Raw genomic sequence first — 25,279 nt, forward strand, 5'->3', positions numbered from 1 at the left:
GGATCAGGATGCGCTGAGGGTCGACGGACTCTTTCTCTCCCGTTCAGGTCGAACGGTTCTCTCCGGGGTGAGTTTCGCTCTCGCCCCGGGGTCGTTTTGTGGGCTGATCGGTGTCAACGGGTCCGGCAAGACCACGCTGATCCGCGCCCTTTTGGGATTGCTCCCCGCCGATGCCGGAGGGATCGAGGGCGCGGCCCGTGGCCATCGGGCGCTCGGTTATGTGCCACAGAAGATCGATGCCGATCCCTATATGCCGCTGCGGGCGCGAGATGTCGTCGCGCTCGGCTTCGACGGCCACCGCTACGGCCTCCCGCTGCCGTCGCGCCGCCGCCGCGATCGTGTCGCCGCGATGCTGGCGGCAGTCGGTGCAGACGCGTTCGCCGATCGCCGTCTCGGCGACCTCTCCGGCGGTCAGCAGCAACGGATCTTCATCGCCCATGCCTTGGTGCGCGAGCCGCAACTGCTGCTGCTCGACGAGCCGCTCGCCAATCTCGATATGCCGAGTATCGCGGGCATCGTGTCGGTGCTCAAGCGGATCGCGCGCGAAAGCGGCGTGACGGTGTTGATTTCTTCCCACGACGTCAATCCGCTGGTCGGCGCGCTCGATCGGGTGATCTATCTGGCCGGCGGCGGCGCTGTCAGCGGTCGGCCGGACGAGGTGCTGCGATCCGGCGTCCTCAGCCGGCTGTACGGCCACCATATCGATGTGCTTCGGGTTCACGGCCGGCTGGTGATCGTGCCCGCCGGCGAGACCCATCCGATCGCGCCCGACGAGCCCCATGTCGAGCGTCTGGAGTGATTGGCGGTGACGCTTCTGTCTTTTCTGCCTGCGGGCTTTCTCGATAGCGGCCCGGTGCAACGGGCGCTGGTGACCGGCGCCGTGGCGGCAGTGATCTCTGCGATCGCCGGTGTCTTGACGCTGATCCGAGGCCAATCCTTTGCCGGCCATGCGCTGACGGATGTGAGCGCCGCCGGCGGTGCGGCTGCGGTGCTGTTCGGCGCCGGGCCACTGGCGGGCTTTCTGGCTGGCGCCCTGGTCGGCGGTTTCGGCATGGAGACCGTCGAGTTGCGCCGCAGGTCCGAGCGCGATCTCGTCGCCGGCATCATGCTGGGTCTTGGTCTTGGTGTCTCGGCGTTGATTCTCGGCCGGATCGTCAGTTCGGGCAGCAATGGCGGGGCGCCGGTCACGATCCTCTTCGGCTCCCTCTTCATCCTGCCGCCGGGTGTGATCCTTCCGGTGTCGATCTGCGGCGCTGTGGCTGTGGTGCTGGCGGCGCTGTTCACCCGCCCGCTTCTGCTCGCCGCCCTCGATCCCGACCTTTTAACCGTGCAGGGTGGCTCGCCCCGGCTGATGCGTCTCGTGCATCTGACGATGCTCGCTCTTGCTGTTGCGGTGTCGTCGCTGACCGTGGGTGCGATTCTGTCGACGGCGTTTCTGATCGGTCCCGCCGCGACGGCGACGCGTCTGTCGGCGCGGCCCGGCCGGACAATGGCGCTGGCGGCGATTCTGGGTCTGATCGCCGGCTGGGGCGGCATCTTGATGTCGTATAAAAGCTACGACTGGACCGATGGCCATGCCTGGCCGGTGAGCTTCTGCATCGTCGCGCTGATCGTCGCCGCCCATCTGCTGCTGCCGCCGGTGTTCGGGCGGCTGTTGAAGCCCCGGCAAAAGGGTTAGCGATGTTCGCCGACTACATGATCAATGCCTGGATCGCGACCAGCCTTGTCGCCGTCGCCGCCGGGATGGTGGGCTTCTTCGTTGTCGTCAGGGGCGCGGCCTTTGCTGCTCATGCCTTGCCGCTCGGGGCGTTTCCGGGTCTGGCCGCGGCATGGTTGCTCGGTATCGCGCCGTGGAGCCTGATCCTGGCCTTTGCCGGCCTTGGCGCCTTCGGCCTGGCGCGCAGCGGCGAAAAAGCCCCGCACCATACGGCGACGGCCTTGTGGCTGGTCAGCATGCTTGCCCTCGGCAATCTCTTGCTCAGCCGCATGCACGCTTATTCCAATGCGGTCTTCGCGGTGCTGTTCGGCGAGGTTTTGGGCGTTTCGAACACTCAGGTGCTGGCGGTCGCGGCGATCGTGGCTGTGACGGTGATCGCGATGGCGTTGCTCTATCGGCCGCTGCTCTTATCGACGCTATCGCCGGATCTGGCGGCGGCCGCCGCTCTGCCCGAGCGGCGGATCGCGACGCTGTTTTTGCTGATCGTCGCCCTCGTCACCTCGGCGGCACTGCCGCTGGTCGGGGCGAGCATCGTCTTCAGCCTGATGGTCGGGCCGGCCTCGGCCGCACGATTGATGACCGATCGGCCGGGATGGGCGCTCGGTCTGTCGGTGTTGCTTGCGCTGTCGACGGTGTGGAGCGCCCTGGCGCTGGCCTATGAGGCGGACTGGCCGATCGGCGCCTTTGTCGGCGTCATGGGGGCGGTTTGGTATGGCGTCGGCCGCATCGTGCGCTGGCAAAGCGGCCGTCTGCGGCGTGGCTGACCGACAGCTGCTGTCCAGCGTGACGCGAGATCGCTGACAAACCGAGCCGAGCAGCGACAGCTCTTGCTCGAGCACCTATCTTAAGGTCAGCCGTGCGCGGATCGCGCCAGGGTGATGCCGCGATGCTTGACGGCAACGCGATCCTGATCCTCGAAGATGCCGTATTCGGTTGCCTGTTGGTAAAGCAAATCGCCCTTCGCCCCGGCGAGGATCCGCAATTCACGCAGATCGCACAGGAGGGTGATGTGGAAGGCGAGCGCCCGCAGATGCACCCGATTGTAGCAGAAGAAGGCCAGTCGGGCCCGTTCCATCGGTGCGATCGCGCGGATCAGATCGTCCTTCAGGGGGCCGTCCGAGCGCAAGAGCTTCGCCAACAGATCGAGTGAAACCGGACAGGTGGTCTCATTGGGAATACCGTCGCGGTTGGCCGCCATCTGATCCTCTCTTTCAGGCTCCTCGCCTGTGATGCTCGGTTGAACCTCCTCGCCCGATTGCAGCACTTTAGCGCTGCGAGCTTGCGCTGACCTTAATCACTCGGCTGTGAGGATGGTATTTCGCGACATTAAACTTCTTGGCCGGCAGCCAAGCAAGTAAACGCAGCATATCATTGACTGCGATATTGTTTTCAATGCAACGGAAATCAGGCGGTTTCGCACACAGCGAAAACGCCCGTTCGGGAGGCGGGAGGTGGGACGTCCGCGGCGTGATCGTCATGATCATGCAGTGACGTAGACCTGAAAACGCGGCTCGGCGATTAAAGTTCCGAGCGGCGGGCCAAAATCATATAATTGACGTCGGTGTCGCGCGACAGGCGCCATTCGTCGGCAAGCGGGTGGTAGACCACGCCCTGCTCGTCGATCATTGACAGGCCGGCTGCGGTGACCGGCGCGGCGATTTCCTGCGGGCGCACCAGCTTGGAATATTGATGTGTGCCCTTGGGCAGCCAGCCAAGCACGTATTCGGCGCCGACGATGGCGAAGGTCAGCGCCTTGACGGTGCGGTTGATGGTGGCGACGAACAACAGCCCGCCGGGCTTCACCATGGCGGCGCAGGAGGACAAGAACAGGTCGACATCGGCGACATGTTCGACGATTTCAAGGGCGAGCACCGCGTCGAAGGTCTCGCCGCCGGCGGCGATCGCCTCGGCCGTCGTCGCGCGATAGTCGATATCGAGGCCGGAGCCGGCAGCGTGCAGCTTGGCGACCTCGATATTGGTGTCGGACGCGTCGGCACCGACGACGGTGGCGCCAAGCCTTGACAGTGGCTCGGCGATCAGTCCGCCGCCGCAGCCGATGTCGAGCACCGAAAGGCCGGCCAAGGGTTTCGGCTGCATGAGATCGCGGGAAAAATTCGCCGCAAGCTCCTGCCGGATATAGTCGAGGCGGACCGGATTGAACTTATGCAGCGGCTTGAACTTGCCCGCGGGGTTCCACCACTCCTGCGCCAGGCGCGAAAAACGCTCGATCTCGCCGGCGTCGATGGTGGATCCGTCCGAAGTGGTCATGGTTTTCGCAGTGCCCGTGTTGCAGCGTCGGCCGAGGGGATGTTCGCCCTTGACGATCAAAGTCAAGCGGTTGCCGTGGCGATTTTCGCATTCCGACCCGCAGAAAAAGCCGGTTGCCGGGGCAATTCGGTCACAAGGAATTGCGCCTCGCCTCGCCATCGGTTAGGGATCGCGCGCTGCGCCCAACAGGCGGTCACGTCTGCGCAGTTTCGATGACAAGAGGAATGGCCGGCCCTGTCTTGGGGCTTCGTGCCCCGTAGTGAACAATCGTAGCCAATGGCCCGTCTCGTCCTGAAATTCGGCGGAACATCCGTCGGCGACATCGACCGTATTCGTAACGTCGCCCGGCATGTCAAACGCGAGGCGGACGCCGGACATGACGTCGCCGTCGTGGTGTCGGCCATGGCCGGCAAGACCAACGAACTGGTGGGCTGGTGCCGGCAAGCCTCGCCGATCCACGATGCGCGCGAGTATGACGCCGTCGTCGCCTCCGGTGAGCAGGTGACCGCCGGGCTGTTGGCGATCACGCTGCAGGCGATGGGCGTCAATGCCCGCTCCTGGCAGGGCTGGCAGGTGCCGATCCGCACCGACGGCTCCCATGGCGCGGCCCGCATCCAGGACATTGACGCGGCGGAGATCGTGCGCCGTTTCGAGGAGAGGCAGGTCGCCGTCGTCGCCGGGTTCCAGGGACTTGCGCCGGACAACCGCATCGCGACCCTCGGCCGCGGCGGTTCCGATACCAGTGCCGTTGCCATGGCCGCAGCGATCGGCGCCGATCGCTGCGACATCTATACCGATGTCGACGGCGTCTACACCACCGACCCGCGCATCGAGCCGAAGGCGCGGCGAATGGCACGGATCTCCTTCGAGGAGATGTTGGAAATGGCCTCGCTCGGCGCCAAGGTGCTGCAGGTGCGCTCGGTCGAGCTGGCCATGGTGCATAAGGTGCGCACCTTCGTGCGCTCTTCCTTCGAGGATCCGGATGCGCCCGGGATGGGCGATTTCGATAATCCGCCCGGAACCCTCATTTGCGACGAGGACGAAATCGTGGAACAGCAGGTCGTAACGGGGATCGCCTACTCCAAGGACGAGGCACAGATCTCGCTTCGCCGGGTCGAGGACCGGCCGGGTGTCGCAGCGGCGATCTTCGGGCCGCTTGCCGATGCCGGCGTCAATGTCGACATGATCGTCCAGAACATTTCCGAATCGGGTGATGCGACGGACATGACCTTCACCGTCCCGGCCGGCGATCTCGACAAGGCGACGGCGATCCTGGAAAAGGCCAAGTCGCAGATGCGCTACGACGCGCTGCAGAGCGAATCCGGCCTGACCAAGGTGTCGGTGATCGGCATCGGCATGCGCAGTCACACCGGCGTCGCGGCGACAGCATTCAAGGCGCTCGCCGCCCGCGGCATCAATATCAAGGCGATCACCACCTCCGAGATCAAGATCTCGATTCTCATCGACGGCGACTTCACCGAACTTGCCGTCAGAACCCTGCATGGGGTCTACGGGCTCGACAAAGCCTGACCGGAGGCGCTACGGCCTGTGATTGAAAATGCGCGGAATCCTTGCTTCTCGGTGAGGCATTTCGCACGATGGTGTGAGCAGACTTTGGCAGGCGGCACGCCAGTGCTTTGGTATGATGACGATTTATGGTGAGATGGGTTGGAATCGCAACTGATTCCACATGGGCTTGGTTTCGGCGGAGAACGGAAGACAAGGGTTGAATAGGAGCGACACCTCAGGTCCGCGCGTTCTGATGCGCCGCATCCGGGAGCTGATGATCGAGCCCCTGGAGGCGCAGGTGCGTCTCGATCAGATCGTCAAGCTGATCGCCAAGCATATGGAGACCGAGGTCTGTTCGCTCTATGTGCTGCGGGCGGATGGCGTGCTCGAGCTGTATGCGACCGAGGGTCTGAACCCGGGATCGGTTCACTCGGCGCAATTGCGGCTCGGCGAGGGTCTCGTAGGCACCATTGCCGCCACCGCCCGGCCGTTGAACCTGTCCGAAGCCCAAAACCATCCCGCCTTCACCTATCTGCCCGAGACCGGCGAGGAGATCTATGCGACCTTCCTTGGTGTGCCGGTGCTGCGGGCCGGGCGCACGCTCGGCGTTCTCGTCGTCCAGAACAAGGCCGCCGGGCGGACCTATCGCGAGGAAGAATCCGAGGCGCTCGAGACCGTCGCCATGGTCGTTGCCGAGATGATCGCTGCCGGCGGGCTGGAGGGGCTGTCGCGGCCGGGTGTGACGCTCGATCTGACCCGGCCGGTGACGATCGCCGGCATCGCCCTTTGCGACGGCATCGGCATGGGCCAAGTGGTGCTGCACGAGCCGCGCGTCGTCGTCTCCAGTCTGTTCAACGAAGATGTCGAGAGCGAGGTTTCTCGGCTGACCGAGGCCCTGCAGTTCCTGCGCGCCTCGATCGAGGACATGCTGGCGCGGCGCGAGGTCGCCGACGAAGGCGAGCACCGGGCGGTGCTGGAAACCTATCGCAAATTCGCCCAGGATCGCGGTTGGGTGCGCCGGTTGGAAGAGGCGGTGCGCAACGGCTTGACCTCCGAGGCGGCGGTGGAGAAGGTGCAGTCGGACATGCGCGCGCGCATGATGCATCTCACCGACCCCTATATCCGCGAGCGGCTGCATGATTTCGACGATCTGGCCAATCGCCTGCTGCGCCAGCTGATCGGTGAGGACGGCGTCGGCCGCGATATCGCCGATGCGGTGGTCGTCGCCCGCAATATGGGCGCCGCCGAACTTTTGGATTACAATCGCGGCCAGATCCGCGGCCTGGTCCTGGAAGAGGGCGCGGCGACCAGCCACGTTGTCATCGTCGCCCGGGCGCTTGCCATTCCCGTCGCCGGCCAGGTCAAGGGCGCGGTGTCGATGGCCGAAAACGGCGATCGCATCGTCGTCGACGGTGAGAGCGGCGAGGTGCATTTGCGCCCGCCGCCGGAAGTCCATGATCTGTTTGCCAACAAGCTGCGCTTTCGTGAAAAGCGCCAGCAGCGCTATCGTTCGCTCCGCGAGGAGCCGAGCCGGACCCTGGACGGCACCGCGATCGGCTTGCAGATGAATGCCGGCCTTTTGGTCGATCTGCCGCAGCTTGCCGAGTCGGGCGCGGAAGGGATCGGCTTGTTCCGTACGGAACTGCAGTTCATGGTCGCCTCGACCATGCCGCGGGCGAGCGATCAGGAGCGGCTTTACCGCGCGGTGCTGGAAGCGGCCGGCGAGCGGCCGGTGACCTTCCGCACCCTCGATGTCGGCGGCGATAAGCTGTTGCCCTATCTCAGCCACACGCCGGAAGAGAACCCGGCGCTCGGCTACCGGGCGATGCGGCTGGCGCTCGACCGACCCGGCCTGTTGCGCACTCAGATCCGCGCGCTGCTGAAGGCCGCGTCCGGTCGGCAGATCCGGGTCATGTATCCGATGGTCACGGATCTTTCCGAAGTCCATGCGGCGCGGGCGCTGATTTCGCGCGAATTGAAGCTTCTGGCGCGGTTCGGCCACGAGCCGCCGGCGAGTCTGAAGATCGGCGCGATGCTGGAGGTGCCCTCGCTGCTCTACCAGCTCGATCCGCTGATGCGCGAACTCGACTTCGTCTCGATCGGGTCGAACGACCTGTTCCAGTTCTTCTTCGCGGTCGATCGCGGCAACGCCAATGTGGCGAACCGTTTCGACGACCTCTCGGTCGTCTTTTTGCGGGCGCTGCGCGATGTTGCGCGGGCGGGACACCGCCATGACGTGCCGGTGTCGCTGTGCGGCGAGATGGCGGGGCGTCCGCTCTCCGCCATGGCGCTGATCGGACTTGGCTTCCGCAACATTTCGATGGCGCCGCCCTCGATCGGGCCGGTCAAGGCGATGCTGCTCGGCCTTGATGCGGATGCCCTGGCGCGCGAACTCGACGCGCTGCTCGATGATCCCTCAGAGGCGGGCTCGGCGCGGGGTGTTTTGCAAGAATTCGCCGAGCGTCACGCGATCCCGTATTAGCCGGCGACGACGTCTGGCGAACCGTGTGCGTCGCCGCGCATGCCTCGTCACCCCCGGCGTCATGCGCTCGCCGGCGCGCCTCTTCCTCCGATTGCTGCTGAACCGTTGAGACATCGGGTCTGATTTCATGGCGACTCTGCCAAAGACAACCTTGAACGAGATCACCAACCGCTTCGCCTATCTCGAAAAGGAGATGGCCAAGGGCCCGGCTCACGAGGTCTATTCCAAGCTCGCCGCCGAATATGCCTCGCTCGAAGACGTCGTCGCGGCGATCGCCGCTTACCGGCGCGCGGAAGAGGAATTGCAGGGCTCGCGGGCGCTGCTCGCCGATCCCGCCGCCGATCGCGAGATGCGCGAACTTGCCGAACTCGAGATCGAGAGCCTGAAGGAGTCGATCGAGACGCTGACGCAGCAAATCCGTGTGCTGTTGTTGCCGAAGGACGCGGCCGACGAGAAGGGCGCGATCCTTGAAATTCGCGCCGGCACCGGCGGCTCCGAGGCCGGCCTCTTCGCTGGCGACTTGTTCCGCATGTATCAGCGCTATTGCGACCTCAATCGCTGGAAGCTGGAAACATTGTCGGCAAGCGAAGGCGAGGTCGGCGGCTATAAGGAAGTGATCGCGGCGATCCGGGGCGCCGGTGTTTTCTCGCGGCTGAAATTCGAATCGGGCGTGCACCGGGTGCAGCGTGTGCCGGATACCGAATCGGGCGGGCGCATCCACACGTCGGCGGCAACCGTCGCGGTGCTGCCGGAGGCCGAGGACATCGATATCGAGATCCGGTCCGAGGACATCCGCATCGACACGATGCGCGCTTCGGGCGCGGGCGGCCAGCACGTCAACACCACAGATTCGGCCGTCCGCATCACCCATCTGCCGACCGGCATCGTCGTCACCTCGTCGGAAAAATCCCAGCATCAGAACCGCGCCCGGGCAATGCAGGTCTTGAAAGCCCGGCTGTTCGATCTCGAACGCCAGAAAGCCGACGACGAACGCTCGGCGGCGCGCAAGAACCAAGTCGGCTCCGGCGACCGATCGGAGCGCATCCGCACCTATAATTTCCCGCAAGGGCGGGTGACGGATCATCGCATCAACCTCACGCTCTACAAGCTCGACCGGGTGATCGAGGGTGAGCTCGACGAATTGGTCGAAGCGCTGGTCGCCGATCATCAGGCGCGCCTGTTGGCCGCCGTCGGCGGCGAAGACGAGATCTGAGGCGCGCGGGTGGCCGTCGCCATCGATCTCGGCACGCTTTACCGTGAGTCTGCGGCACGCTTGCGGGCGGCGCGGGCGGACGATACGCCGGCCGCGACCTGCGACCGCGATGTGCGCCTGCTCTTGGCCGCCGTCATCGGCGCCCGGCCAGCCGAGATTCACCGGGCAAGCACGCGTCCGGTCGCGGCCGCCGCCGCCAGGGTTTTTGCCGGGTTTCTCGCCCGACGAATCGCTGGTGAGCCGGTTCACCGGATCATCGGCCACCGGGCATTTTACGAACACGATTTTGCCCTGTCGCCGCAAACGCTCGAACCGCGGCCGGAGACTGAAACCCTCGTCGAGGTGGCGCGCGCGCCTATCGAAGCCGCAATCGGCATGCGGGGCACCTGCGCCTTTGCCGACATCGGCACCGGCAGCGGTGCGATCGCGGTGTCGCTTTTGGCGCTCTATCCGGCGGCAACGGCGCTGGCCGTCGACTTGGCGCCGGGTGCCCTCGTGACGGCCCGCCGCAATGCCGAGACGGCGGGCGTCGGCGCGCGCTTCTGGCCGGTCTGCGGCGATCACTTGGCGGCGCTCGGCTCCAATCTCGATCTGATCGTCTCCAATCCGCCTTATATTCCAACCAGAGAGATCGCGACGCTCGATCGGGTGGTGCGGGATCACGATCCGCTCTTGGCCCTCGACGGTGGTGCCGACGGCCTTGATGCCTATCGCGCGATCGCCGCCGATGCGGCGCGGGTGCTGCGGCCGGGCGGGGTCTGTTGCCTGGAGATCGGCCGCGGCCAGGGCGACGACGTCGAGGCGATTTTTGCCGCTGAAGGCCTTTCGCCCTGCGGGCGGACGGCGGATCTCGCCGGGATCGAGCGAGTGCTCACCTTTCGCTTGGGCGCGGCGTGAACCGAAGCTTTCGCGAAACCCGTCACATGGGGCGCGAAATCGCGGAATTGGGGAATTAAGGCTTGTCGCTGAGGGGTTTCCTCTCTATTGTCGAGCTTATACGGAGGATTCGAGGGGGACATCTCAGTCGGCATCGCCGAGAGATGCTCGAGATGGCCGGCAGGCCGTCCGTGACACTGGCAGATCAGATCGCCAGTCGAAACCGACTTTTGACAATTTCCATTGCCGGCCCTGATTGCCACGGGCTGTGTCCAGGAGTGGTTTGCGCGCTCCCGAAGCGGGGCATCGAGGATGATGCGCCCGATATACAAGAGACAGGAAGAGTATGAGGCCAGGACAGCAGAAGAACCGTATGCGCGGACGTGGGCGCAAGGGTCCGAATCCGCTTTCGCGCAACTACGAGTCAAACGGCCCTGACGTCAAGATTCGTGGCTCCGCCCAGCATGTTGCCGAGAAATACGCGATGTTGGCGCGCGACGCCGCTGCGGCCGGTGATCGGGTCATGGCGGAGAATTATCTTCAGCACGCCGAACACTACAACCGCATCATCGCTGCGGCGCAGGCGCAGTTCCAGCAGCCGCGCGACGAGCGCGATGACGACGATGATGAGGACGATGTGCCGGAGCATGTCGTGCGCAACGACCGGCATGATCGCGGCGAGCGCAACGATCGCCATGAGCGCAACGACCGCAACGACCGCCGGCAGCCTCACAATAACGGCCGCGACGGCGGATCCCGCGATAACCGCGACAATAATGGCCGGGATCGCAACCGCGATGACCATGGCCAGCGCGACCGCCGCGACCGCCACCAGAATCAGCCGGCGGGCACCGGCCCGCAGCCGATGATGATGCGCGACCAGTCCGAGGACGGCGAAGCCAATGGCAAGTGGCAGGGCGATAGCGGGGCTTCGGCCCGCCGCGCGGCGTCGGCCAACACCGGTGCGGCTGAGCCTGTCGAGGCCGCAGATGCGGTCAATATGACCGCCGCCGAGGCCGAGGCCGAGACCGCTAACCGGGCCAAGCGCCGAAGCCGCCGTCCGCGCCTGGCCGATAAGGTCGATGCCGCCAGCCAGCCGAGCGAGACGGCGGTTGCGGGGGCGGCTGAAGCTGTCGAGGCCGCAGCGGACGCCGTTGCCGAAGACAAGCCGAAGCGCGCGCCCCGTCGCAAGGCCAAGGTCGAGGATGACGGCGCCGGGGAAAAGCCGAAGCGCAAGCGTACCACCCGCTCGTCCAAGAAAAAGGACGAGGCGGAGGGTGATACCGGAAGCGATCTGCCTGATTTTCTAATGGCGTCGAACGGCTGATCGCCGGCGCGTGTCCCATTGCAATGCTGCGGCGTCGCTTGTCTGGAGCGGCGCCGTTTGCGTTTGATGATCCGGTGATTTGAATGCTGTCGGCGGCGACGCGTCGCCGTTGGTGTGACTGCCCCAGCGCCGGGCCACACACTTGGGCCCCGCGCTGGCGGGCGAAAACGGCATATGGTTCCTTGCGTTGTCCGGGCTTTTGCCACATTGCCATGGTGGCAGGAGACAGGAGCGCCTTGCGTCCGCACGGACGCACAAAGAACGCTCCATCGTGTTACAGCATCGGTCCGAAAATCGGAACCGATTTTCGGACCGATGCAAGAGGGCGCGGGAATGCAAAGGGGGTATCGGTGAGCGATTACAATCCGCAGGACGGTCAGCGTGAGAGCTATCGTCGCGGCCGCGACTTCAAACCGTCGCCGGCGCCCGAGCCGCCGAAGCGCTCCCGCCATGCGCGCAACCAGCTGGTGATCTTCCTCAATTTCTGCCTGTCGGCGGTGTTCTTCCTGACGCTGACGGTCGGCGCCGTGCTCTATTGGGGCAAGCTCGAATTCGACGGTCCCGGGCCGTTGACCAAGGAGGCGACCTATGTCGTGCCGCGCTCGACCGGTGTCTCGACGATCGCCGACGGCCTGGAGCGCGACGGGATCATCTCCAACGCCTCGATCTTTGAATTTGGCGTGCGCCTGTCGCGCGCCGGTGGCCAGTTGAAGGCCGGCGAATACGCCTTTGCTCCCGGCGCGTCGATGCGCGACATCATGAACAAGCTGAAGAGCGGCGATTCCATCATGCATTCCGTCACCATCCCCGAGGGGTGGACGGTGCATCACGCCTATGAGCGGATCGAAAGCGCCAATTTCCTCAGCGGTCCGATGCCCGGCGAGGTGGCGGAGGGCACGCTGCGGCCGGATACCTATCTCGTCCAGCGCGGCACGACCCGCAAAGAACTCGTGCACCGGATGCAGGCCGCCCAAAACCAGCTGGTCAAGACGATCTGGGAAGGCCGCGACAAGGATCTGCCGATCAAGGATATCGGCCAGTTCCTCACACTCGCCTCGATCGTCGAGCGCGAGACCGGCATCGACGGCGAGCGCGCCCATGTCGCCTCGGTGTTTTTGAACCGGCTGAAAAAGGGCATGCGGCTCGATTCCGACCCGACCTTTCTCTACGGCGTCTATGGCGGCGGCGGCAAACCGTCGGACAAGCCGGTCACCCAATCCGACAAGGACAGCGACACGCCGTATAACACCTATCGTATCCGCGGCCTGCCGCCCGGACCGATCGCCAATCCGGGCAAGGCGGCGCTGGAGGCCGTCGCCCATCCGATGCAGACCGACGATCTTTATTTCGTCGCCGACGGCACCGGCGGCCACGTCTTTTCCGCGACGCTGAAGGAGCACAACGCCAACGTCGCCAAATACCGCCAGCTGGAGCGCGAGCGTCAGGCCCAGCAGGATGGCGCCGGCAATGACGGCGGCTGATCGCTGCGGCGCCAGCAATCCCCGACTTTCGCCGAGAAAGGCTTGATCCGGCGGCCGCAATGGGACACTCCAGGAACGAGGAGCAACGTCCCCCTGCCGGTCTGGCGTTGCATCACGGGGTCGAAAGGCGCGCGAAATGGCGGTCAGGAGCATGACGGGCTTTGCCCGCGCCGACGTCGAGACCGAATCGGGCTCCTTCGTCTGGGAACTGCGCGCCGTCAACGGCAAGACCCTCGACGTTCGCTTTCGCCTGCCCCAGGGCCTCGACCACCTCGAAGCCGATTTGCGCCGCCGTATGGCGGCGGTCGTCTCGCGCGGCAACGTGCAGGCGAATCTGCAATGGCGGCGCGAGGCCGGGGCGCCGGCGCTTGTCGTCAACGAGGAGATGCTCGCCCAGATCCTCGCCATGTCCGGCAAGCTCGTCGCCGATGGCCACGCCGCGCCCCCGACGGCCGACGGGCTGTTGGCCATCAAGGGGCTGATCGACATCGCCGAGGAGAGCCTCGACGAGACCGGCGCCAAGGCCCGCGATCAGGCAATCATCGCCGGCTTTGAGGCGGCGGTCGCCCGGCTGGAGGTCGTGCGCCGCGACGAGGGCACGGCGCTTGCAAACGTCCTTGGCACTCGGCTGGAGGAGATTGCCGCGCTGACCGATCGCGCCGATGACGATCCTGCCCGCACCAGCGAGGCCATTCGCGCCCGCCTCAAGGACCAGGTGCAGACGCTCATCCAGGCCAACAGCGATTTCGACGAAGCGCGCCTCCATCAGGAAGCCGCGCTGATCGCCGCGCGGGCCGACATTCGCGAGGAGATCGATCGGCTACGCGCCCATGTCGTCGCCGCCCGTGCGCTGCTTGCCGAGGGCGGCGTCATCGGCCGGCGCCTTGATTTCCTGTCACAGGAATTCCACCGCGAATCGAATACGATTTGCTCGAAGTCCAACGCATCCTCGCTGACCGCGATCGGCCTCGATCTGAAGATCGTGGTCGACCAGTTCCGCGAGCAGGTTCAGAATATCGAATGACCGTCTCGAACGACCTCGGCTCGACGCCGGCGATCAGCCGCCGCGGCCTCATGCTGGTTCTGTCCTCGCCGTCGGGGGCGGGCAAGTCGACGATTGCCCGCAATCTCCTGGAATCCGATATCGGCTTTTCGCTGTCGGTCAGCGTCACCACCCGCAAGCGGCGCACCAGCGAGATCGACGGGGTGCATTATAAATTCGTCGAAAAGGCCGAATTCGATCTGCTGCGGGCCGGCGACGGCCTGCTCGAATGGGCCGAGGTGCACGGCAATTTCTACGGCACGCCGCGCGCGCCGGCCGAAAAGGCGATGCAGGAGGGCCGCGACATGCTCTTCGACATCGACTATCAGGGCGCCCTGCAGCTGCAACAGCAGGCCAAGCACGACGTCGTCTCGATCTTCATCCTGCCGCCCTCAATGGAGGAGCTGAAGACCCGCCTCAACCGCCGCGCCGAAGATTCCGCCGAGACCATTGCCGTGCGGCTGAAGAACGCCAAGATCGAGATCGAGCGCTGGCGCGACTATGACTATGTCGTCGTCAATGACGACCTCAACAACGCTTTCCAGGCGGTGAAGGCGATCATCACCGCCGAACGCCTGAAACGCGACCGCCGCCCGGGGCTGGAGGCGTTTACCGCTGAGCTGTTGGGGCAGACGGTGGTGTGAGGGCGGGGGGGTGCGGCGCGCCTCGGCTTGTGACGTGCTTTTCAGGATCTTGCCCGTGTTTTGCCTGACGAGGCTCGGCAGATGACCGCGCGGGACGATCGCGCTTCAGATCGGCCGTACGAGCCGTGTCTATGATGCGGTCGGCCAAAGTTCCGCAGGGGTGCCGCCGGTATAGGCTCGATGGCTCATCGCCGCGCCCATCATCCGGTCAAATGACGGCCCGGGCAAATCGGTAGGAGGGATGATTGGTCCCTCTCAAATTGCATTCGCCAGCCGAACGAACTCGCCGACGGACAGCGTTTCCGCACGGCGTTGCGGGTCGATGCCGACGCGGGTGAGGAGGGCTTCGCCGCCGAGGCGTTTGAGGCTTTGGCGCAGCATCTTGCGGCGTTGGCCGAAGGCGGCGGCGGTGACGTTTTCCAGCGCCGCAAGGGGCGCGGGCTCGGGATTTTCACGCGGGATCAGCTGGACGATCGCCGACGTCACTTTGGGCGGCGGGGTGAAGGCTGCGGGCGAGACGTCGAACAGGATGCGCGCCCGGCTGCGCCAGCCAGCAAGAACGGAAAGCCGGCCGTAATGGCTGGTGCCGGGCGCCGCGACGATCCGCTCGGCGACCTCCTTCTGGAACATCAGCGTCAGGCTTTCCCAGGCGGGCGGCCAGACGGCGGGCGTCAGCCAACCGAGCAGCAGCTGCGTGCCGACATTATAGGGAAGGTTGGCGACGATCTTGATCGGCCCGTCACCGGCGACGGCGGCAAGATCGACGGTCAGAGCATCGGCGGCGATGACCGCAAGCCGGCCCGGATAATGGGCGGCGATCTCCTCCAGCGCGGTGATGCAGCGTGGATCCTTTTCGATCGCGATGACTGTCTTCGCGCCCTCGGTGAGCAGGGCACGGGTGAGCCCGCCGGGGCCGGGACCGATCTCGACGACGGTGGCGTCGTCGAGCGGCAGCGCCTGGCGGGCGATCCGGCCGGTGAGATTGAGATCGAGCAGGAAATTCTGGCCGAGGCTCTTTTTCGGCGCGAGACCATGGGTCTCGATGACCGCCCGCAGCGGCGGCAGTCCGTCGGCCGACGCCATCAGGCGGTCGCCTCGACGGTAGCGGATTCGGCCCGCAGTCTTGCCATCCGCTCGGCAAAGGCGATCGCCGCGCGAAAGCTATCCGGCCGCGCCTTGCCGGTGCCGGCGATCGCCGCGGCGGTGCCGTGGTCCGGCGAGGTGCGGATGATCGGCAGGCCGAGCGTGACGTTGACGGTGGCGTCGAAGGCGAGGGTCTTGGCCGGGATCAGCGCCTGATCGTGATACATGCAGATCGCGACGTCGAAGCCCGCCCGTGCCTCCGGGTGAAACATCGTATCGCCCGGCAGCGGGCCGAAGGCGTCGATTCCCTCGGCGCGCAGCATCGCGACCGCCGGGGCGATCACCGCCTCGTCCTCGTTGCCGATCGCGCCCTTTTCGCCGGCATGCGGGTTGAGACCGGAAACCGCGAGGCGCGGCTTCGGCACGCCGAGGCGCTGGCGATAGTCGGCCGCGGTGATGCGGCAGGTGGCGACGATGAGATCGGTCGTCAGCGCCTCTGGCACGGAGCGGATCGGGATGTGGATGGTGACCGGGACGCAGGCGAGATCCGGTCCGGTCAACAGCATCACGGGCGTGACCGGTGCGCCGGTTCGTGTGGCGCAGAGTTCGGCGAGATATTCGGTGTGGCCGGGATGGCGAAAGCCGACGTCGTAAAGCGCCTTCTTGTCGATCGGCCCGGTGACGACGGCGCTGGCGCGACCGTCGAGGGCGCATGCGACGGCGCGCTCGATCGCCTCGATGGTGCCGGCGCCATTGGCGGGATCGGGCCTTCCCGGCGCTTCGTCATGCCGATTGGCGAGCGGCAGCACCGGCAGGGCGGTGGCGAAGGCGCCAGGCGCCTCCTCGGGCGCCGCGATGCGGGCGATCGGTACGTCAAGTCCAAGCCGCGCGGCGCGCGCGGCCAACATGTCAGGATCGGCAAGAACGAAGAAGCCCGGCAGATCCGGCACCCGTTTGGCCGCAAGAGCAAGCAGAATGTCCGGCCCCACCCCCGACGGCTCACCGATCGAGACCGCCAGCGGCGGCCCTTCCCGCGTCGCGGCGCCGCCGGCTGTCGTCATTTGCGGATGATCCGGGCGCTCTTCCGCAGCTTTTCCAGGAGTTTCGCGTCCGGCCCGGACTTTTCCTTGCCAAGCTTGGCCAGCTCACGCGACTGGAAGACCATGGCGGCCGTCTGATCGTCGTCGACCTGGCGGCTGTCGCAGACAGCGATGAACTCGACGCCGCGATCGGTGGTCTTGACCGGGGTGGTCCTGCCGACCGGCGTGTTCTCGATCGCATCCTTCCACATCGACGGCAACGCCGGCTGCACCACGCGGCCGAGGTCGCGCACCGTGACGTCGCGCAGCTGCTTGGCGATGTCATAGGTGCTGGCGCAGGAGCGGAAGCGCGAGCGCATGCCCTCGGCTTCGCGCTTGCGCCGAGACAAGAGCGCGCCACGCTGGTCGCTCGGCACCACGAAGATCACCTGCTGCAAGGTGTATTCGGTCGATTTCGGCTTCTTGCCGCCCTGTTCCAGCATGCGCTGAACGGCGTCCTGCTCGCTGACCGCTTCGCTGTGGCGCAGACTCGCCTGGACAGCTTGGCCCCAGCTCATCTGGGTGTGGATGTACGCCTTGAAGCCTTGCGCCGAGAAGCCGGCGCGCGCGAGAACCTGGGTGAGCTGCGCGGTGGTCAGCTTGTTGCTGGCGGCAAACTTCTTGAACGCCTCTTCGACGGCGTCATCGGGGATCTGAATGCCGAGCTGGCGGGCTTGCTGCTGCTTCAGTGCATCGTCGATCAGCTCGTCTTCGGCTTTCTTGCGCAGATTGCCCTTTTCACGCCGCAGCCGCAGAAAGGCTTCGCGCTCGCTGATCTGATAGGTCGTGATCGGCTGGTTGTTGACGACGATCGCGATCGAGGTCGCGGCGGCCGCCGGCGTCGGACGCAGCGGCAGATCGTTCGGAAGAGCAACGGAAAGGGCTGCGACGACAGCCAGTCCCGACATCAATCTGATGAGGGTCATCGAGGCTTGAACTCCCCCCTTTTGGAGTGTTGTGGCGCTCGACCGGGCCATCGGCCGCGAACGCCAAGGATCGCCCCGCACAATGGCCACGGGTCACCCTCGTGTAGAAGACTTCCCTTCGCAAGAGAAGAGACCTTCACGCAAAAGGGCAGGGTCCGTGAATCCAAGACGGCGTCACAGTCCTACCAACATCAACGCTTTGGCGAAAGCATGATGCGTCGACCTGATCCGGGGCGCGTCCATTGCGCATCCTGTCGGACGCGCGGCGCGCTCGAGCTTAATGCGATGAACCGGAATCGCCATTCCGCTCCAAGTCTTGTTGAGCCTCATGATGGCGTTCGAAACGTCATGCAACGTTTCGGCATCATGCTCTAAAGCCCGATGTCGTAGGGCTCGTTGAAGCTCGTCAGGGTCCGCAGGCCGAGTTTGAACATCACCGTGCTCGACCCCCCACTCGACGAATAGCTCGAATTTTCGTCCTCATAGGACAACAGCATCGAGTAGCAGTCGTTTGCCCAGCCAAGAGCAACGCCCTGCTTGACCACCGCCTTGTTCTTGATGTCGTAGCCGATCAGGCCGTAGGCGGTCCAATTCTCGGCGAATTTCAGCGAGGCGCCGGCATTGATCTGGTTCTGATCCTCGATCGAGCCATAGGTCGGCTGGGCGGCGATGAAGGAGTAGGAGAGATAGCCGGAGGCGCGCTTGCCCTCATAGGAGCCGTAGAAATCGGCCCGGCGCAGCGAAAAATCCTTCTCGTCGAAGCGCCCTTGCGTGCCGAGCGACAGTCCGTTCGGTGCATTGAACGACACGGAGGTCACGTAGTCCGAGCGGGCGGTTTCCAGGCCCGAATCATAGCCGACGAGGCTGAGATCGCGTTGGGCGTAGGAGTTGAGGCCGGCGAGTTGGTACGACTGGCCGATCACGGCGTCGATCGAATAGCCGCCCTCGAAGGTGCCGGCATAGCGAATGCCGAGATTGGCGCGGGTGCCGCCCTCGATTCGATCGTAGCCGGAGAACTTGTCGAGCGAGAACAGATTGGCGGTGTTGAACACCAGCGTCTGGGCGTCCTCGTTCGGCAGTGTCCCGATCTGGGTCTCGTTCGGCCGCACGATGATCTGGGCGATCGGCTCGATCACATGGGTGCCGTAGGCAGTTTCGATGACGTATGGATAGCGCGCCTCGAGCGCGCCGGTCGCCATGGCGCGACCGCCATTCTTGTCGATGTCGATGGCGCCGAAGGAGTCCGCGCTGACGAGGCTGCCGCCGGCATAAAGCGGCAGGGTCGACCCGTCGCTCGACATGTTGGCGCTGTAGAGATCGCCGCGCACCGAGGCGATCGGCGTCAGCACCAGGCCCGAGGGCAGAATGTAGCTGTTGCGCCATTCGAGCGATGTGGTGGCGCGGGTGTAGCTGCCGTCGAGGCCGTTGTAGCGCAGATAGTCCGGATTGAACTGATAGCCGGCGAACGGGCTGACGCAATCGTCCTCGGGATCGGTGCCGTTCGACAGATAGGTGTTGCAGATCCGGGTGACCGAATCGCGACTTCGGTGGATCGAGGCGAGGTTGGCATCGAACTTGATCTCGCCGCCGAGCGGCGATTCCTGCTCGATCCGCTCATAGTCGAAGGAGGGCAGCACATAGGGCTGCTGCTTCGACAGCCGCGTGTCCGTCGACTGGTAATCGAACTTTTGCGCTCTGAGATCGAAGAAACTCTGATCGCCGAGGCCGGTCAGATAGATCTCCGAGGTGTGGACGGAGCTGGAATAGCCCGAAATATCGTAGGTGGCGGCGAAATTCTCGTCGCTCTGCAGCAAAACGTCCCAGCCGAAGGTCCAGCGGTCGGACAGCGCGAAACGGCCAGTCGTCGAAACCATGCCGCGCGCTTTGTTGGCGTAGTCCGGTGAGACGCTGACGAGATTACCGTTCTCGTAGACCTTGTCCTGCGAGAAGGCGTCTTGATCCTGCTGGACGATGCCGGCCGTGTTCAAGGTGAACATGCCGTTGTCGAAGGCCTTGCGATATTCCGCTTCGCCGAGGAATCCCTGCTTGGTGTAGTAGGTCCCGGCGACGGTGACGTCGCTGCTGTCGTCGATCACCATGAAATACGGCACGCGCACGCCGTAGCCGAGATCGCTTGAATTCTTGAAGCTCGGGGCGAGGAAGCCCGACTGGCGCTTCACCGTCGGATCGGCCGACTGGAAATAGGGCAGATAGGCGATCGGCGCCCCGAACAGCTCGAACCGGGCCCCGTAATAGCGAATCACCTTTTCCTTCTCGTCCCAAACGATCTTGCGCGCCTTGATCTGCCAGAGCGGCGGGCGTTCGGGATGGTCTCGGCAGGGTTTGCAGGCGGTGTAGACGCCGCGATCGAAGGTGGTGACGGTGCCGTTCTGGCGGGTCGCCTGGGCGGCGGCGAGACGGGTGTTGTCGGGGGTTTCGAGGCGCAACGCCTCGATGAAGCCGTCCCGGAAGTCATCGGTGACGTCGATCTGGTCGGCATAGACCAGATTCCCGTCCGGCTGTTGCAGCTGAACATCGCCGACGGCGATCAGGCGACGGGTCTTCTGATTGTAGATGAGTCGGCGGGCGACGAGCTTGTATTTGCCGTAGTCGATCTGCACGCCGCCCGACGCGGTGACGCCGCCGCCGTTGCGATCATACGTGACCGTGTCTGCTTCCAGGAACAGCTTGGCTTTGTCCTGCTTGAAGGCCGCAGTGCCGGGCACGGCCAACTGGGCCTGCGCCGCCATTGGCGCGACCAAGCCGCAAAGCATTGTTCCGAAAAGAAGAATTGTTCGCACCCAAAACCAGGCCGCGACCGGTCCAGCGGCGAACGTCCCCCTCGAAATCATCGACTACCCATCCTCCTGATGGAGCAGAATCGTTACCCCCAACGATCCCGCGGCCAGCACTGGAAACCATGCCGCCACCACCGGCGGAACAATGTCGTTGCTCCCCAGTGCCTTGGCCAAATACGTTATCACGTAGAGCGTAAAGCCCGCCAGCACTCCAGCCGCGATCGCCCGGCCTGGATGCGATGTTCTTGAGAACCGTGTCCCAACGGTCGCAGCCACTAAGGTCATGGCCAGAAACAACGCCGGCTGCGCCAGAAGCATCTCGAACTGCATGGCGAAGGCCATTGGATTGAGGCCGAGACTGCTGGCGACCTTGATCTCCGAGGGCAGCGACCAGACCGAAATCGCCTGCGGATCGGCAACCCGTTGTTCGATATAGGCCGGTTTCAGCGTTGTCGGCAGGCGATATTCCTGTGGGTAAGACGGCGGATAGCCGATGCGGGTGACCCGCGGCTTGGACAGAACCCACTGGCCGTTCTGCAAGGTCGCCCGATCGGCGTCGATTCGCTGGGTGATCGCGCCGTCGTTCCCGAACAGGAAGACGCTGACCTGTCTGAGTTCGGTGCCGCCCTTGGTCACCGCCGCGCCGCCGATGATCGAGCGCACGCCGTTGGCATTTTGGCGCAGCCAGATCTCCTCGTTGGAATTCGACGAGGAATTGCCGAAGACGTTGGTTTCGATGCTTTGCGCGTGGGCCTTGGTCCAGGCCGCCAGCGGATTGTAGAGAAAGGTCGCGGCAAGACCGAGCATCACCGAGCCGATCGCAAAGGGCAGGATGATCTGCCAGATCGAGACGCCGGCGGCCCGTGCCACGACCAGCTCAAGCCGGCGGTTGAGATTGAGCAGGGTGAAGATCGAGGCGAACAGGATGATGAAGGGCAGCGCCTGTTCCATGAAGGTCGGAATGCGCATCGCCGAATAGGCGACGGCGCTTTCGAAGCCGAGAACGGCGACGCGGCCGCGCCGACTGAGCTCGATCATGTCGACCAGGAAGATCAGCGCAAACAGCGCCAGAAGCGTCGAAAAGAACGAGGTGAGATAGAGCCTTAGAAAATAGAGGTTGAGTGTCCGGTTGATCATTGTCCGGCCTCCGTCCTCTGCCGCTTCCGCGGCGCGAACAGCCGGCCGATGGCCTCGCCGAAGCGTTGCAGGCCCTCGCTCGATTGCCGGTAGATCCGCCATTGGGTGAGGTCGGCGTCGATAGCGATCAGCCAGCTGTCGAGGAGAATGGCACTCAAGGGCAGGAGGTAGGTGATCAAGGTCCAGCCGGTGTTGTCGTCGGATTTGATCTGGGCGAGGGCGACGAAGCCGAGCGCTTTCAAGCCGAGGCCGCCGACGAGACCGAGGGTCATCGCCGCGGAGGTGGCCTGGCGGTTGGTCCGCGGTTGCGCTGCCACCACCACGGCCCAAAGCGCGAAGGCGATCGCATAGAGCCAGTTGGTCATCCTGTCGGTCAGCTCGGAGCTGAGGGCTCCCGGATCCTCGCGATACAATTTGTCGGCCGGATTGGGCGAGATCAGATCGGTCGTCGAGCGTTCGGAGGGGCGGATCCAGTCACCGGTGTTGGCCGGCTTCAGATCGGCGAGATCGAAGGCGTAGGACTGGAACTGGACGACGGCGACAGAGCCGTCCTTCTTGTCGCGGCGATGCAGCTGGCCATCGCTCAGCAAAAGCAGCGAGCGACCATCCTGCTTGGAAATCCGTGCCTCGCGGGCGAAATACACCAACTCGACATTCGGATCGCGCGAATCGGCGATGAACAGGCTCTGGATGTTGTTGCCGCGCGCGGCGCCGATCGACAATTCGAGGCCGTTCTGCACCTTCTCGAAGCGGCCGGGCTGGAGAAACAGCGTAATCGTGTCGGCGTTGATCGCACGAATACCGTAGCGGAAGCCGCGTGACGCGGCCGGGCCGATCACATGGGCGACGAGCAGAATCACCACGCCGCCGAGTACGCCGAGGATGACGATCGGCTTGGCGACGACCTTGGGCGAGGCGCCGGCGGCGGCCATTACCGAGCGTTCGGAATCGGCGTTGAGCGAATTCAGCGCCTGAACGGCGCCGATCAGGACGGCGAAGGGCACGATGCCGGCGGCCAGGTCCGGCAACAGCATCAGCGCGATCCAGAAGACATTGCCGGCGGCTGAGGCCGTCGACTTGACGATATCGATCCGCGACAGCGCCTGGACGATCCAGACGATCAGCACCAGCGAGGCGAGGGCACCCAGGGCGTTGGCCAAAGCGCGCCGAAAGACATAGCGTTCGAGGAGCGTCATCGCGGTGGGCGTCCGTCGGTCAACAGGCGGGTTCCCTCACAGATCAGCGCCGACGGGCGGAAACAATGCCGCGCGCGAAATTGCGGCCTGGCGCGAGACTTGGGCAAGGTTGCGCAGGCAATAGCCGCCGCGAGCCGGCTTGTCGAGAAGCGCCCGATCACTGCGCCCAGAGATTGGCGCTCTATCGCCGTTGTGCGTGGCGCTCGTTCGAATGCCGTCATCCTCCTGCCTGACCAAGCCTGCAAAGGATAAGGCTGACCCGTATCGTGGAAAGACTGCCGCAGTTTGGCTAAAGAACGGCGAAGCGGAATGGTTAACGGCGATGGCCGCTTGCGGCCCTTGCAAATCTCAGCTTGTCATTCAAATTCCCCGTCAGCTTTTGACGCTGACGCGGGCCGGTGGAGCGGTTCTGCGGATCGGCGTTGGCTTATCGGCATGCACGCAGGAACGACTCGGTTCATAAGCCTGCGATCGAATCAGGAGACATCATGGCCACGCTTCCCACCATCGAATTTGCCTCGCCCAGCGGGTCTGCCGGCGACATCCTGGTCGTTCTGGCCGGCGAGGGGGGATCGGTGTCGCCGCATCTGCCGGAGGGGCTGAAAAAGGCCGTGGCCAAGGCGGCCGGCATCGCGAAATTCAAGGGCAAGGCGCTCGCCATCCTCGACCTCATCGCGCCGCAGGACGTCGAGGCCGATCGGCTGCTGGTGATCGGCACCCATGCCAAGGAGCCGCGCAGCGAGGAAGATCATTTGAAACTTGGTGGCCTCGTCTTGGCCAAGTCCAAAGGCGCCGGCCGGGTGACGATTCGCGCCGAATGGCCAGACGGTTCGGCGATCGCGCCGGCCGACGCCGCGCGCATGGCGAGCGGCGCGGTCCTGCGGGCCTATGAATTCGATCTCTACAAAACCAAATCGTCGAAATCCGGCGAAGAGGCCGAGACCGAAACGGACGCGCCGTCGACCCTGACCTTCGCACTCGCCGACCCCGATGGAGCCCGCGCCGCCTATGCCGTCGAGAACGCGATCGCCAGCGGCACCATGCTCGCCCGCGATCTCGTCAACGAACCGGCCAATATTCTCGGCCCGGTCGAGTTCGCCAAGCGGATCGAAGAGCTGTCGACGCTTGGCGTCGACGTCGAGATTCTCGACGAGAGCAAATTGCAGGCGCTGAAGATGAACGCGCTGCTCGGTGTCGCGCAGGGTTCCCCCCGGCCGCCGCGGCTCGCCATCATGCGCTGGAACGGCGCGGGTGACGATGAGCAGCCGGTGGCCTTCGTCGGCAAGGGCGTCGTCTTCGATACCGGCGGCATCTCGATCAAGCCCGCCGCCTCGATGGACGAGATGAAGGGCGATATGGGCGGCGCGGCGGCCGTGGCCGGCCTGATGCACGCGCTCGCCAAGCGCTCGGCGAAGGTCAACGCCATCGGCATCGTCGGTCTCGTCGAAAACGCCGTCGACGGCAACGCTCAACGCCCCGGCGACATCGTCACCGCGATGTCCGGCACCACCATCGAAGTGCTCAACACCGACGCCGAGGGCCGGCTCGTGCTGGCCGACGCGCTCTGGTACTGCCAGGAGCGCTTCAAACCGAAATTCATGATCAATCTGGCGACGCTCACCGGCGCCGTCATCGTCGCACTCGGCAATCACCATGCCGGGTTGTTCTCCAATGACGACACGCTCGCCGAGCAGCTGTCGGCGGCCGGCAAGGTCAGCGGCGAGAAGGTCTGGCGGCTGCCGCTCGGGCGCGAATACGACAAGATGATCGAGGGTAAGTTCGCCGACATCAAGAATATCGGCGGCGGCCGGGCGGCCGGCTCGATCACCGCCGCGCAGTTCCTCCAGCGCTTCGTCAACGACGTGCCCTGGGCGCATCTCGACATCGCCGGAACCGCGATGGGCTCACCCGCCAACGAATACAACCAGTCCTGGGCTTCGGGCTTCGGCGTGCGGTTGCTCGACCGGCTGGTGGCCGATCACTATCAGTCGGCCTGATCTGAAGGCACGAAGGATCGAGGGGAATGACGGAAGTCCTGTTCTACCATCTGACCGAAAGCCGGCTGGAACAGGCACTTCCGGACCTCCTGGAGAAGTCGCTGGCGCGTGGCTGGCGGGTCGTCGTGCAATGTTCGAGCGAAGAGCGGCGCGACGCGCTCGACAACCACCTTTGGACCTATCGCGAGGACAGTTTTTTGCCCCATGGCAGCGACCGGGAGAGTTCGGGAGCGCTGCAGCCGATCCTCCTCACCGTCGATCCGGCCCAGCGGGCGAATGATCCGCAGGTGCGGTTCCTGGTCGACGGGGCGGTGCCGCGATCGCTCGCCGACTATGTCCGGGCGGTCTATCTCTTCGACGGTCACGACACCGATCAGCTCGACACCGCCCGCGCCCGCTGGACGGCCGAAAAGGCCGCCGGTCACGCCGTCACCTATTGGCAGCAGACCGAGGAAGGCCGCTGGGTGAAGAAGGCCTGATCGCCGTGTTTCAGCGGCCGGGGTC

21 protein-coding genes and 1 pseudogene are annotated in these 25,279 nt (G+C 64.8%); 14 read left to right on the forward strand and 8 right to left on the reverse strand.

Annotated features, from left to right (window positions below; genetic code table 11):
* Positions 1-67: 67 nt before the first annotated feature.
* The 3 genes from J1C48_RS05220 to J1C48_RS05230 are packed head-to-tail and all read left to right on the forward strand — an operon-like array spanning position 68 to position 2,481.
* Positions 68-799 carry an ATP-binding cassette domain-containing protein gene (locus tag J1C48_RS05220; RefSeq protein ID WP_207256736.1) on the forward strand — a complete coding sequence of 244 codons (732 nt, stop codon included), beginning with the start codon at positions 68-70 and terminating at the stop codon, positions 797-799.
* 6 nt (positions 800-805) lie between these two features.
* Positions 806-1,678: a metal ABC transporter permease gene (locus J1C48_RS05225; RefSeq protein WP_207256737.1), complete on the forward strand. Its 873-nt coding sequence runs from the start codon at positions 806-808 to the stop codon at positions 1,676-1,678.
* Between the two features lie 2 nt (positions 1,679-1,680).
* Positions 1,681-2,481 (forward strand): metal ABC transporter permease, encoded by an 801-nt coding sequence (locus J1C48_RS05230; RefSeq protein ID WP_207256738.1) that lies wholly within the window; start codon positions 1,681-1,683, stop codon positions 2,479-2,481.
* Positions 2,482-2,567: 86 nt separating this feature from the next.
* Here the strand turns inward: J1C48_RS05230 and J1C48_RS05235 are convergent, their stop codons facing one another.
* Positions 2,568-2,915, reverse strand: coding sequence for a hypothetical protein (locus J1C48_RS05235; protein WP_207256739.1), 348 nt, complete (start codon positions 2,913-2,915; stop codon positions 2,568-2,570).
* Positions 2,916-3,235: 320 nt separating this feature from the next.
* Positions 3,236-3,985 carry a bifunctional 2-polyprenyl-6-hydroxyphenol methylase/3-demethylubiquinol 3-O-methyltransferase UbiG gene (gene ubiG / locus J1C48_RS05240; RefSeq protein ID WP_207256740.1) on the reverse strand — a complete coding sequence of 250 codons (750 nt, stop codon included), beginning with the start codon at positions 3,983-3,985 and terminating at the stop codon, positions 3,236-3,238.
* Between the two features lie 276 nt (positions 3,986-4,261).
* On the opposite strand from ubiG, the gene J1C48_RS05245 reads away from it, so the two are divergent.
* The 9 genes and pseudogenes from J1C48_RS05245 to gmk all read left to right on the forward strand — a co-directional run bounded on the left by J1C48_RS05245 (position 4,262) and on the right by gmk (position 14,559).
* Positions 4,262-5,515, forward strand: a complete 1,254-nt coding sequence (locus tag J1C48_RS05245; protein ID WP_207256741.1) for an aspartate kinase — start codon at positions 4,262-4,264, stop codon at positions 5,513-5,515.
* Positions 5,516-5,675: 160 nt separating this feature from the next.
* A complete protein-coding gene (gene ptsP, locus J1C48_RS05250; protein ID WP_207256742.1) occupies positions 5,676-7,976 on the forward strand; it encodes a phosphoenolpyruvate--protein phosphotransferase in 2,301 nt (766 codons plus the stop codon).
* 127 nt (positions 7,977-8,103) lie between these two features.
* Positions 8,104-9,189, forward strand: a complete 1,086-nt coding sequence (gene prfA, locus J1C48_RS05255; protein WP_207256743.1) for a peptide chain release factor 1 — start codon at positions 8,104-8,106, stop codon at positions 9,187-9,189.
* 9 nt (positions 9,190-9,198) lie between these two features.
* Positions 9,199-10,086 carry a peptide chain release factor N(5)-glutamine methyltransferase gene (gene prmC, locus J1C48_RS05260; protein WP_207256744.1) on the forward strand — a complete coding sequence of 296 codons (888 nt, stop codon included), beginning with the start codon at positions 9,199-9,201 and terminating at the stop codon, positions 10,084-10,086.
* A 352-nt stretch (positions 10,087-10,438) separates the two neighbouring features.
* Positions 10,439-10,594: pseudogene (locus tag J1C48_RS05265) on the forward strand (DUF4167 domain-containing protein); the annotation flags it as partial.
* A 336-nt stretch (positions 10,595-10,930) separates the two neighbouring features.
* Positions 10,931-11,392 carry a hypothetical protein gene (locus J1C48_RS05270; protein WP_207256929.1) on the forward strand — a complete coding sequence of 154 codons (462 nt, stop codon included), beginning with the start codon at positions 10,931-10,933 and terminating at the stop codon, positions 11,390-11,392.
* A 350-nt stretch (positions 11,393-11,742) separates the two neighbouring features.
* The gene (gene mltG, locus J1C48_RS05275) at positions 11,743-12,873 is read left to right on the forward strand and encodes an endolytic transglycosylase MltG (protein ID WP_231081612.1); all 1,131 of its coding nucleotides are present in this window, start codon (positions 11,743-11,745) and stop codon (positions 12,871-12,873) included.
* Between the two features lie 136 nt (positions 12,874-13,009).
* Positions 13,010-13,897, forward strand: a complete 888-nt coding sequence (locus J1C48_RS05280) for a YicC/YloC family endoribonuclease (protein WP_207256746.1) — start codon at positions 13,010-13,012, stop codon at positions 13,895-13,897.
* Positions 13,894-14,559: a guanylate kinase gene (gene gmk / locus J1C48_RS05285; RefSeq protein WP_207256747.1), complete on the forward strand. Its 666-nt coding sequence runs from the start codon at positions 13,894-13,896 to the stop codon at positions 14,557-14,559. Before J1C48_RS05280 ends, gmk begins: the two co-directional genes overlap by 4 nt.
* A gap of 255 nt (positions 14,560-14,814) precedes the next feature.
* On the opposite strand, the gene rsmA is transcribed toward gmk, so the two are convergent.
* The 6 genes from rsmA to J1C48_RS05315 all read right to left on the reverse strand — a co-directional run bounded on the left by rsmA (position 14,815) and on the right by J1C48_RS05315 (position 22,778).
* Positions 14,815-15,642: a 16S rRNA (adenine(1518)-N(6)/adenine(1519)-N(6))-dimethyltransferase RsmA gene (gene rsmA, locus J1C48_RS05290; protein ID WP_207256748.1), complete on the reverse strand. Its 828-nt coding sequence runs from the start codon at positions 15,640-15,642 to the stop codon at positions 14,815-14,817.
* Entirely contained in the window at positions 15,642-16,703 is a 1,062-nt protein-coding gene (gene pdxA / locus J1C48_RS05295) for a 4-hydroxythreonine-4-phosphate dehydrogenase PdxA (RefSeq protein WP_207256749.1), read from the reverse strand. The genes rsmA and pdxA overlap by 1 nt, the downstream gene beginning before the upstream one ends.
* Positions 16,700-17,647, reverse strand: a complete 948-nt coding sequence (locus tag J1C48_RS05300) for a SurA N-terminal domain-containing protein (RefSeq protein ID WP_231081611.1) — start codon at positions 17,645-17,647, stop codon at positions 16,700-16,702. Before J1C48_RS05300 ends, pdxA begins: the two co-directional genes overlap by 4 nt.
* Positions 17,648-18,018: 371 nt before the next feature.
* Complete coding sequence (locus J1C48_RS05305; RefSeq protein ID WP_231081610.1) at positions 18,019-20,397, reverse strand: LPS-assembly protein LptD; 2,379 nt, start codon at positions 20,395-20,397, stop codon at positions 18,019-18,021.
* Positions 20,398-20,502: 105 nt separating this feature from the next.
* Positions 20,503-21,582 carry an LPS export ABC transporter permease LptG gene (gene lptG / locus J1C48_RS05310; protein ID WP_207256751.1) on the reverse strand — a complete coding sequence of 360 codons (1,080 nt, stop codon included), beginning with the start codon at positions 21,580-21,582 and terminating at the stop codon, positions 20,503-20,505.
* On the reverse strand, positions 21,579-22,778 hold the full coding sequence (locus tag J1C48_RS05315; protein ID WP_207256752.1) for an LptF/LptG family permease: 1,200 nt from the start codon (positions 22,776-22,778) through the stop codon (positions 21,579-21,581). Before J1C48_RS05315 ends, lptG begins: the two co-directional genes overlap by 4 nt.
* Positions 22,779-23,266: 488 nt before the next feature.
* Here J1C48_RS05315 and J1C48_RS05320 point away from each other — a divergent pair, with 488 nt between their 5' ends.
* Both J1C48_RS05320 and J1C48_RS05325 read left to right on the forward strand, forming a co-directional pair.
* Positions 23,267-24,775, forward strand: coding sequence for a leucyl aminopeptidase (locus J1C48_RS05320; RefSeq protein WP_207256753.1), 1,509 nt, complete (start codon positions 23,267-23,269; stop codon positions 24,773-24,775).
* Positions 24,776-24,801: 26 nt separating this feature from the next.
* Positions 24,802-25,254 (forward strand): DNA polymerase III subunit chi, encoded by a 453-nt coding sequence (locus J1C48_RS05325; RefSeq protein WP_207256754.1) that lies wholly within the window; start codon positions 24,802-24,804, stop codon positions 25,252-25,254.
* Positions 25,255-25,279: the final 25 nt, after the last annotated feature.

The organism is Jiella flava (genome assembly GCF_017349315.1).
GTDB classification, from domain to species: domain Bacteria; phylum Pseudomonadota; class Alphaproteobacteria; order Rhizobiales; family Rhizobiaceae; genus Jiella; species Jiella flava.

Coding starts and splice junctions, on each gene's coding strand:
- J1C48_RS05315 (WP_207256752.1), bottom strand. CDS start 22,778: ATGACGCTCCTCGAACGCTATGTCTTTCGGCGCGCTTTGGCCAACGCC.
- lptG (WP_207256751.1), bottom strand. CDS start 21,582: ATGATCAACCGGACACTCAACCTCTATTTTCTAAGGCTCTATCTCACC.
- ubiG (WP_207256740.1), bottom strand. CDS start 3,985: ATGACCACTTCGGACGGATCCACCATCGACGCCGGCGAGATCGAGCGT.
- gmk (WP_207256747.1), top strand. CDS start 13,894: ATGACCGTCTCGAACGACCTCGGCTCGACGCCGGCGATCAGCCGCCGC.
- J1C48_RS05245 (WP_207256741.1), top strand. CDS start 4,262: ATGGCCCGTCTCGTCCTGAAATTCGGCGGAACATCCGTCGGCGACATC.
- J1C48_RS05300 (WP_231081611.1), bottom strand. CDS start 17,647: ATGACCCTCATCAGATTGATGTCGGGACTGGCTGTCGTCGCAGCCCTT.
- J1C48_RS05280 (WP_207256746.1), top strand. CDS start 13,010: ATGGCGGTCAGGAGCATGACGGGCTTTGCCCGCGCCGACGTCGAGACC.
- J1C48_RS05305 (WP_231081610.1), bottom strand. CDS start 20,397: ATGGCGGCGCAGGCCCAGTTGGCCGTGCCCGGCACTGCGGCCTTCAAG.
- J1C48_RS05230 (WP_207256738.1), top strand. CDS start 1,681: ATGTTCGCCGACTACATGATCAATGCCTGGATCGCGACCAGCCTTGTC.
- J1C48_RS05270 (WP_207256929.1), top strand. CDS start 10,931: ATGATGATGCGCGACCAGTCCGAGGACGGCGAAGCCAATGGCAAGTGG.
- rsmA (WP_207256748.1), bottom strand. CDS start 15,642: ATGGCGTCGGCCGACGGACTGCCGCCGCTGCGGGCGGTCATCGAGACC.
- prfA (WP_207256743.1), top strand. CDS start 8,104: ATGGCGACTCTGCCAAAGACAACCTTGAACGAGATCACCAACCGCTTC.
- J1C48_RS05320 (WP_207256753.1), top strand. CDS start 23,267: ATGGCCACGCTTCCCACCATCGAATTTGCCTCGCCCAGCGGGTCTGCC.
- J1C48_RS05325 (WP_207256754.1), top strand. CDS start 24,802: ATGACGGAAGTCCTGTTCTACCATCTGACCGAAAGCCGGCTGGAACAG.
- pdxA (WP_207256749.1), bottom strand. CDS start 16,703: ATGACGACAGCCGGCGGCGCCGCGACGCGGGAAGGGCCGCCGCTGGCG.
- ptsP (WP_207256742.1), top strand. CDS start 5,676: ATGGGCTTGGTTTCGGCGGAGAACGGAAGACAAGGGTTGAATAGGAGC.
- J1C48_RS05235 (WP_207256739.1), bottom strand. CDS start 2,915: ATGGCGGCCAACCGCGACGGTATTCCCAATGAGACCACCTGTCCGGTT.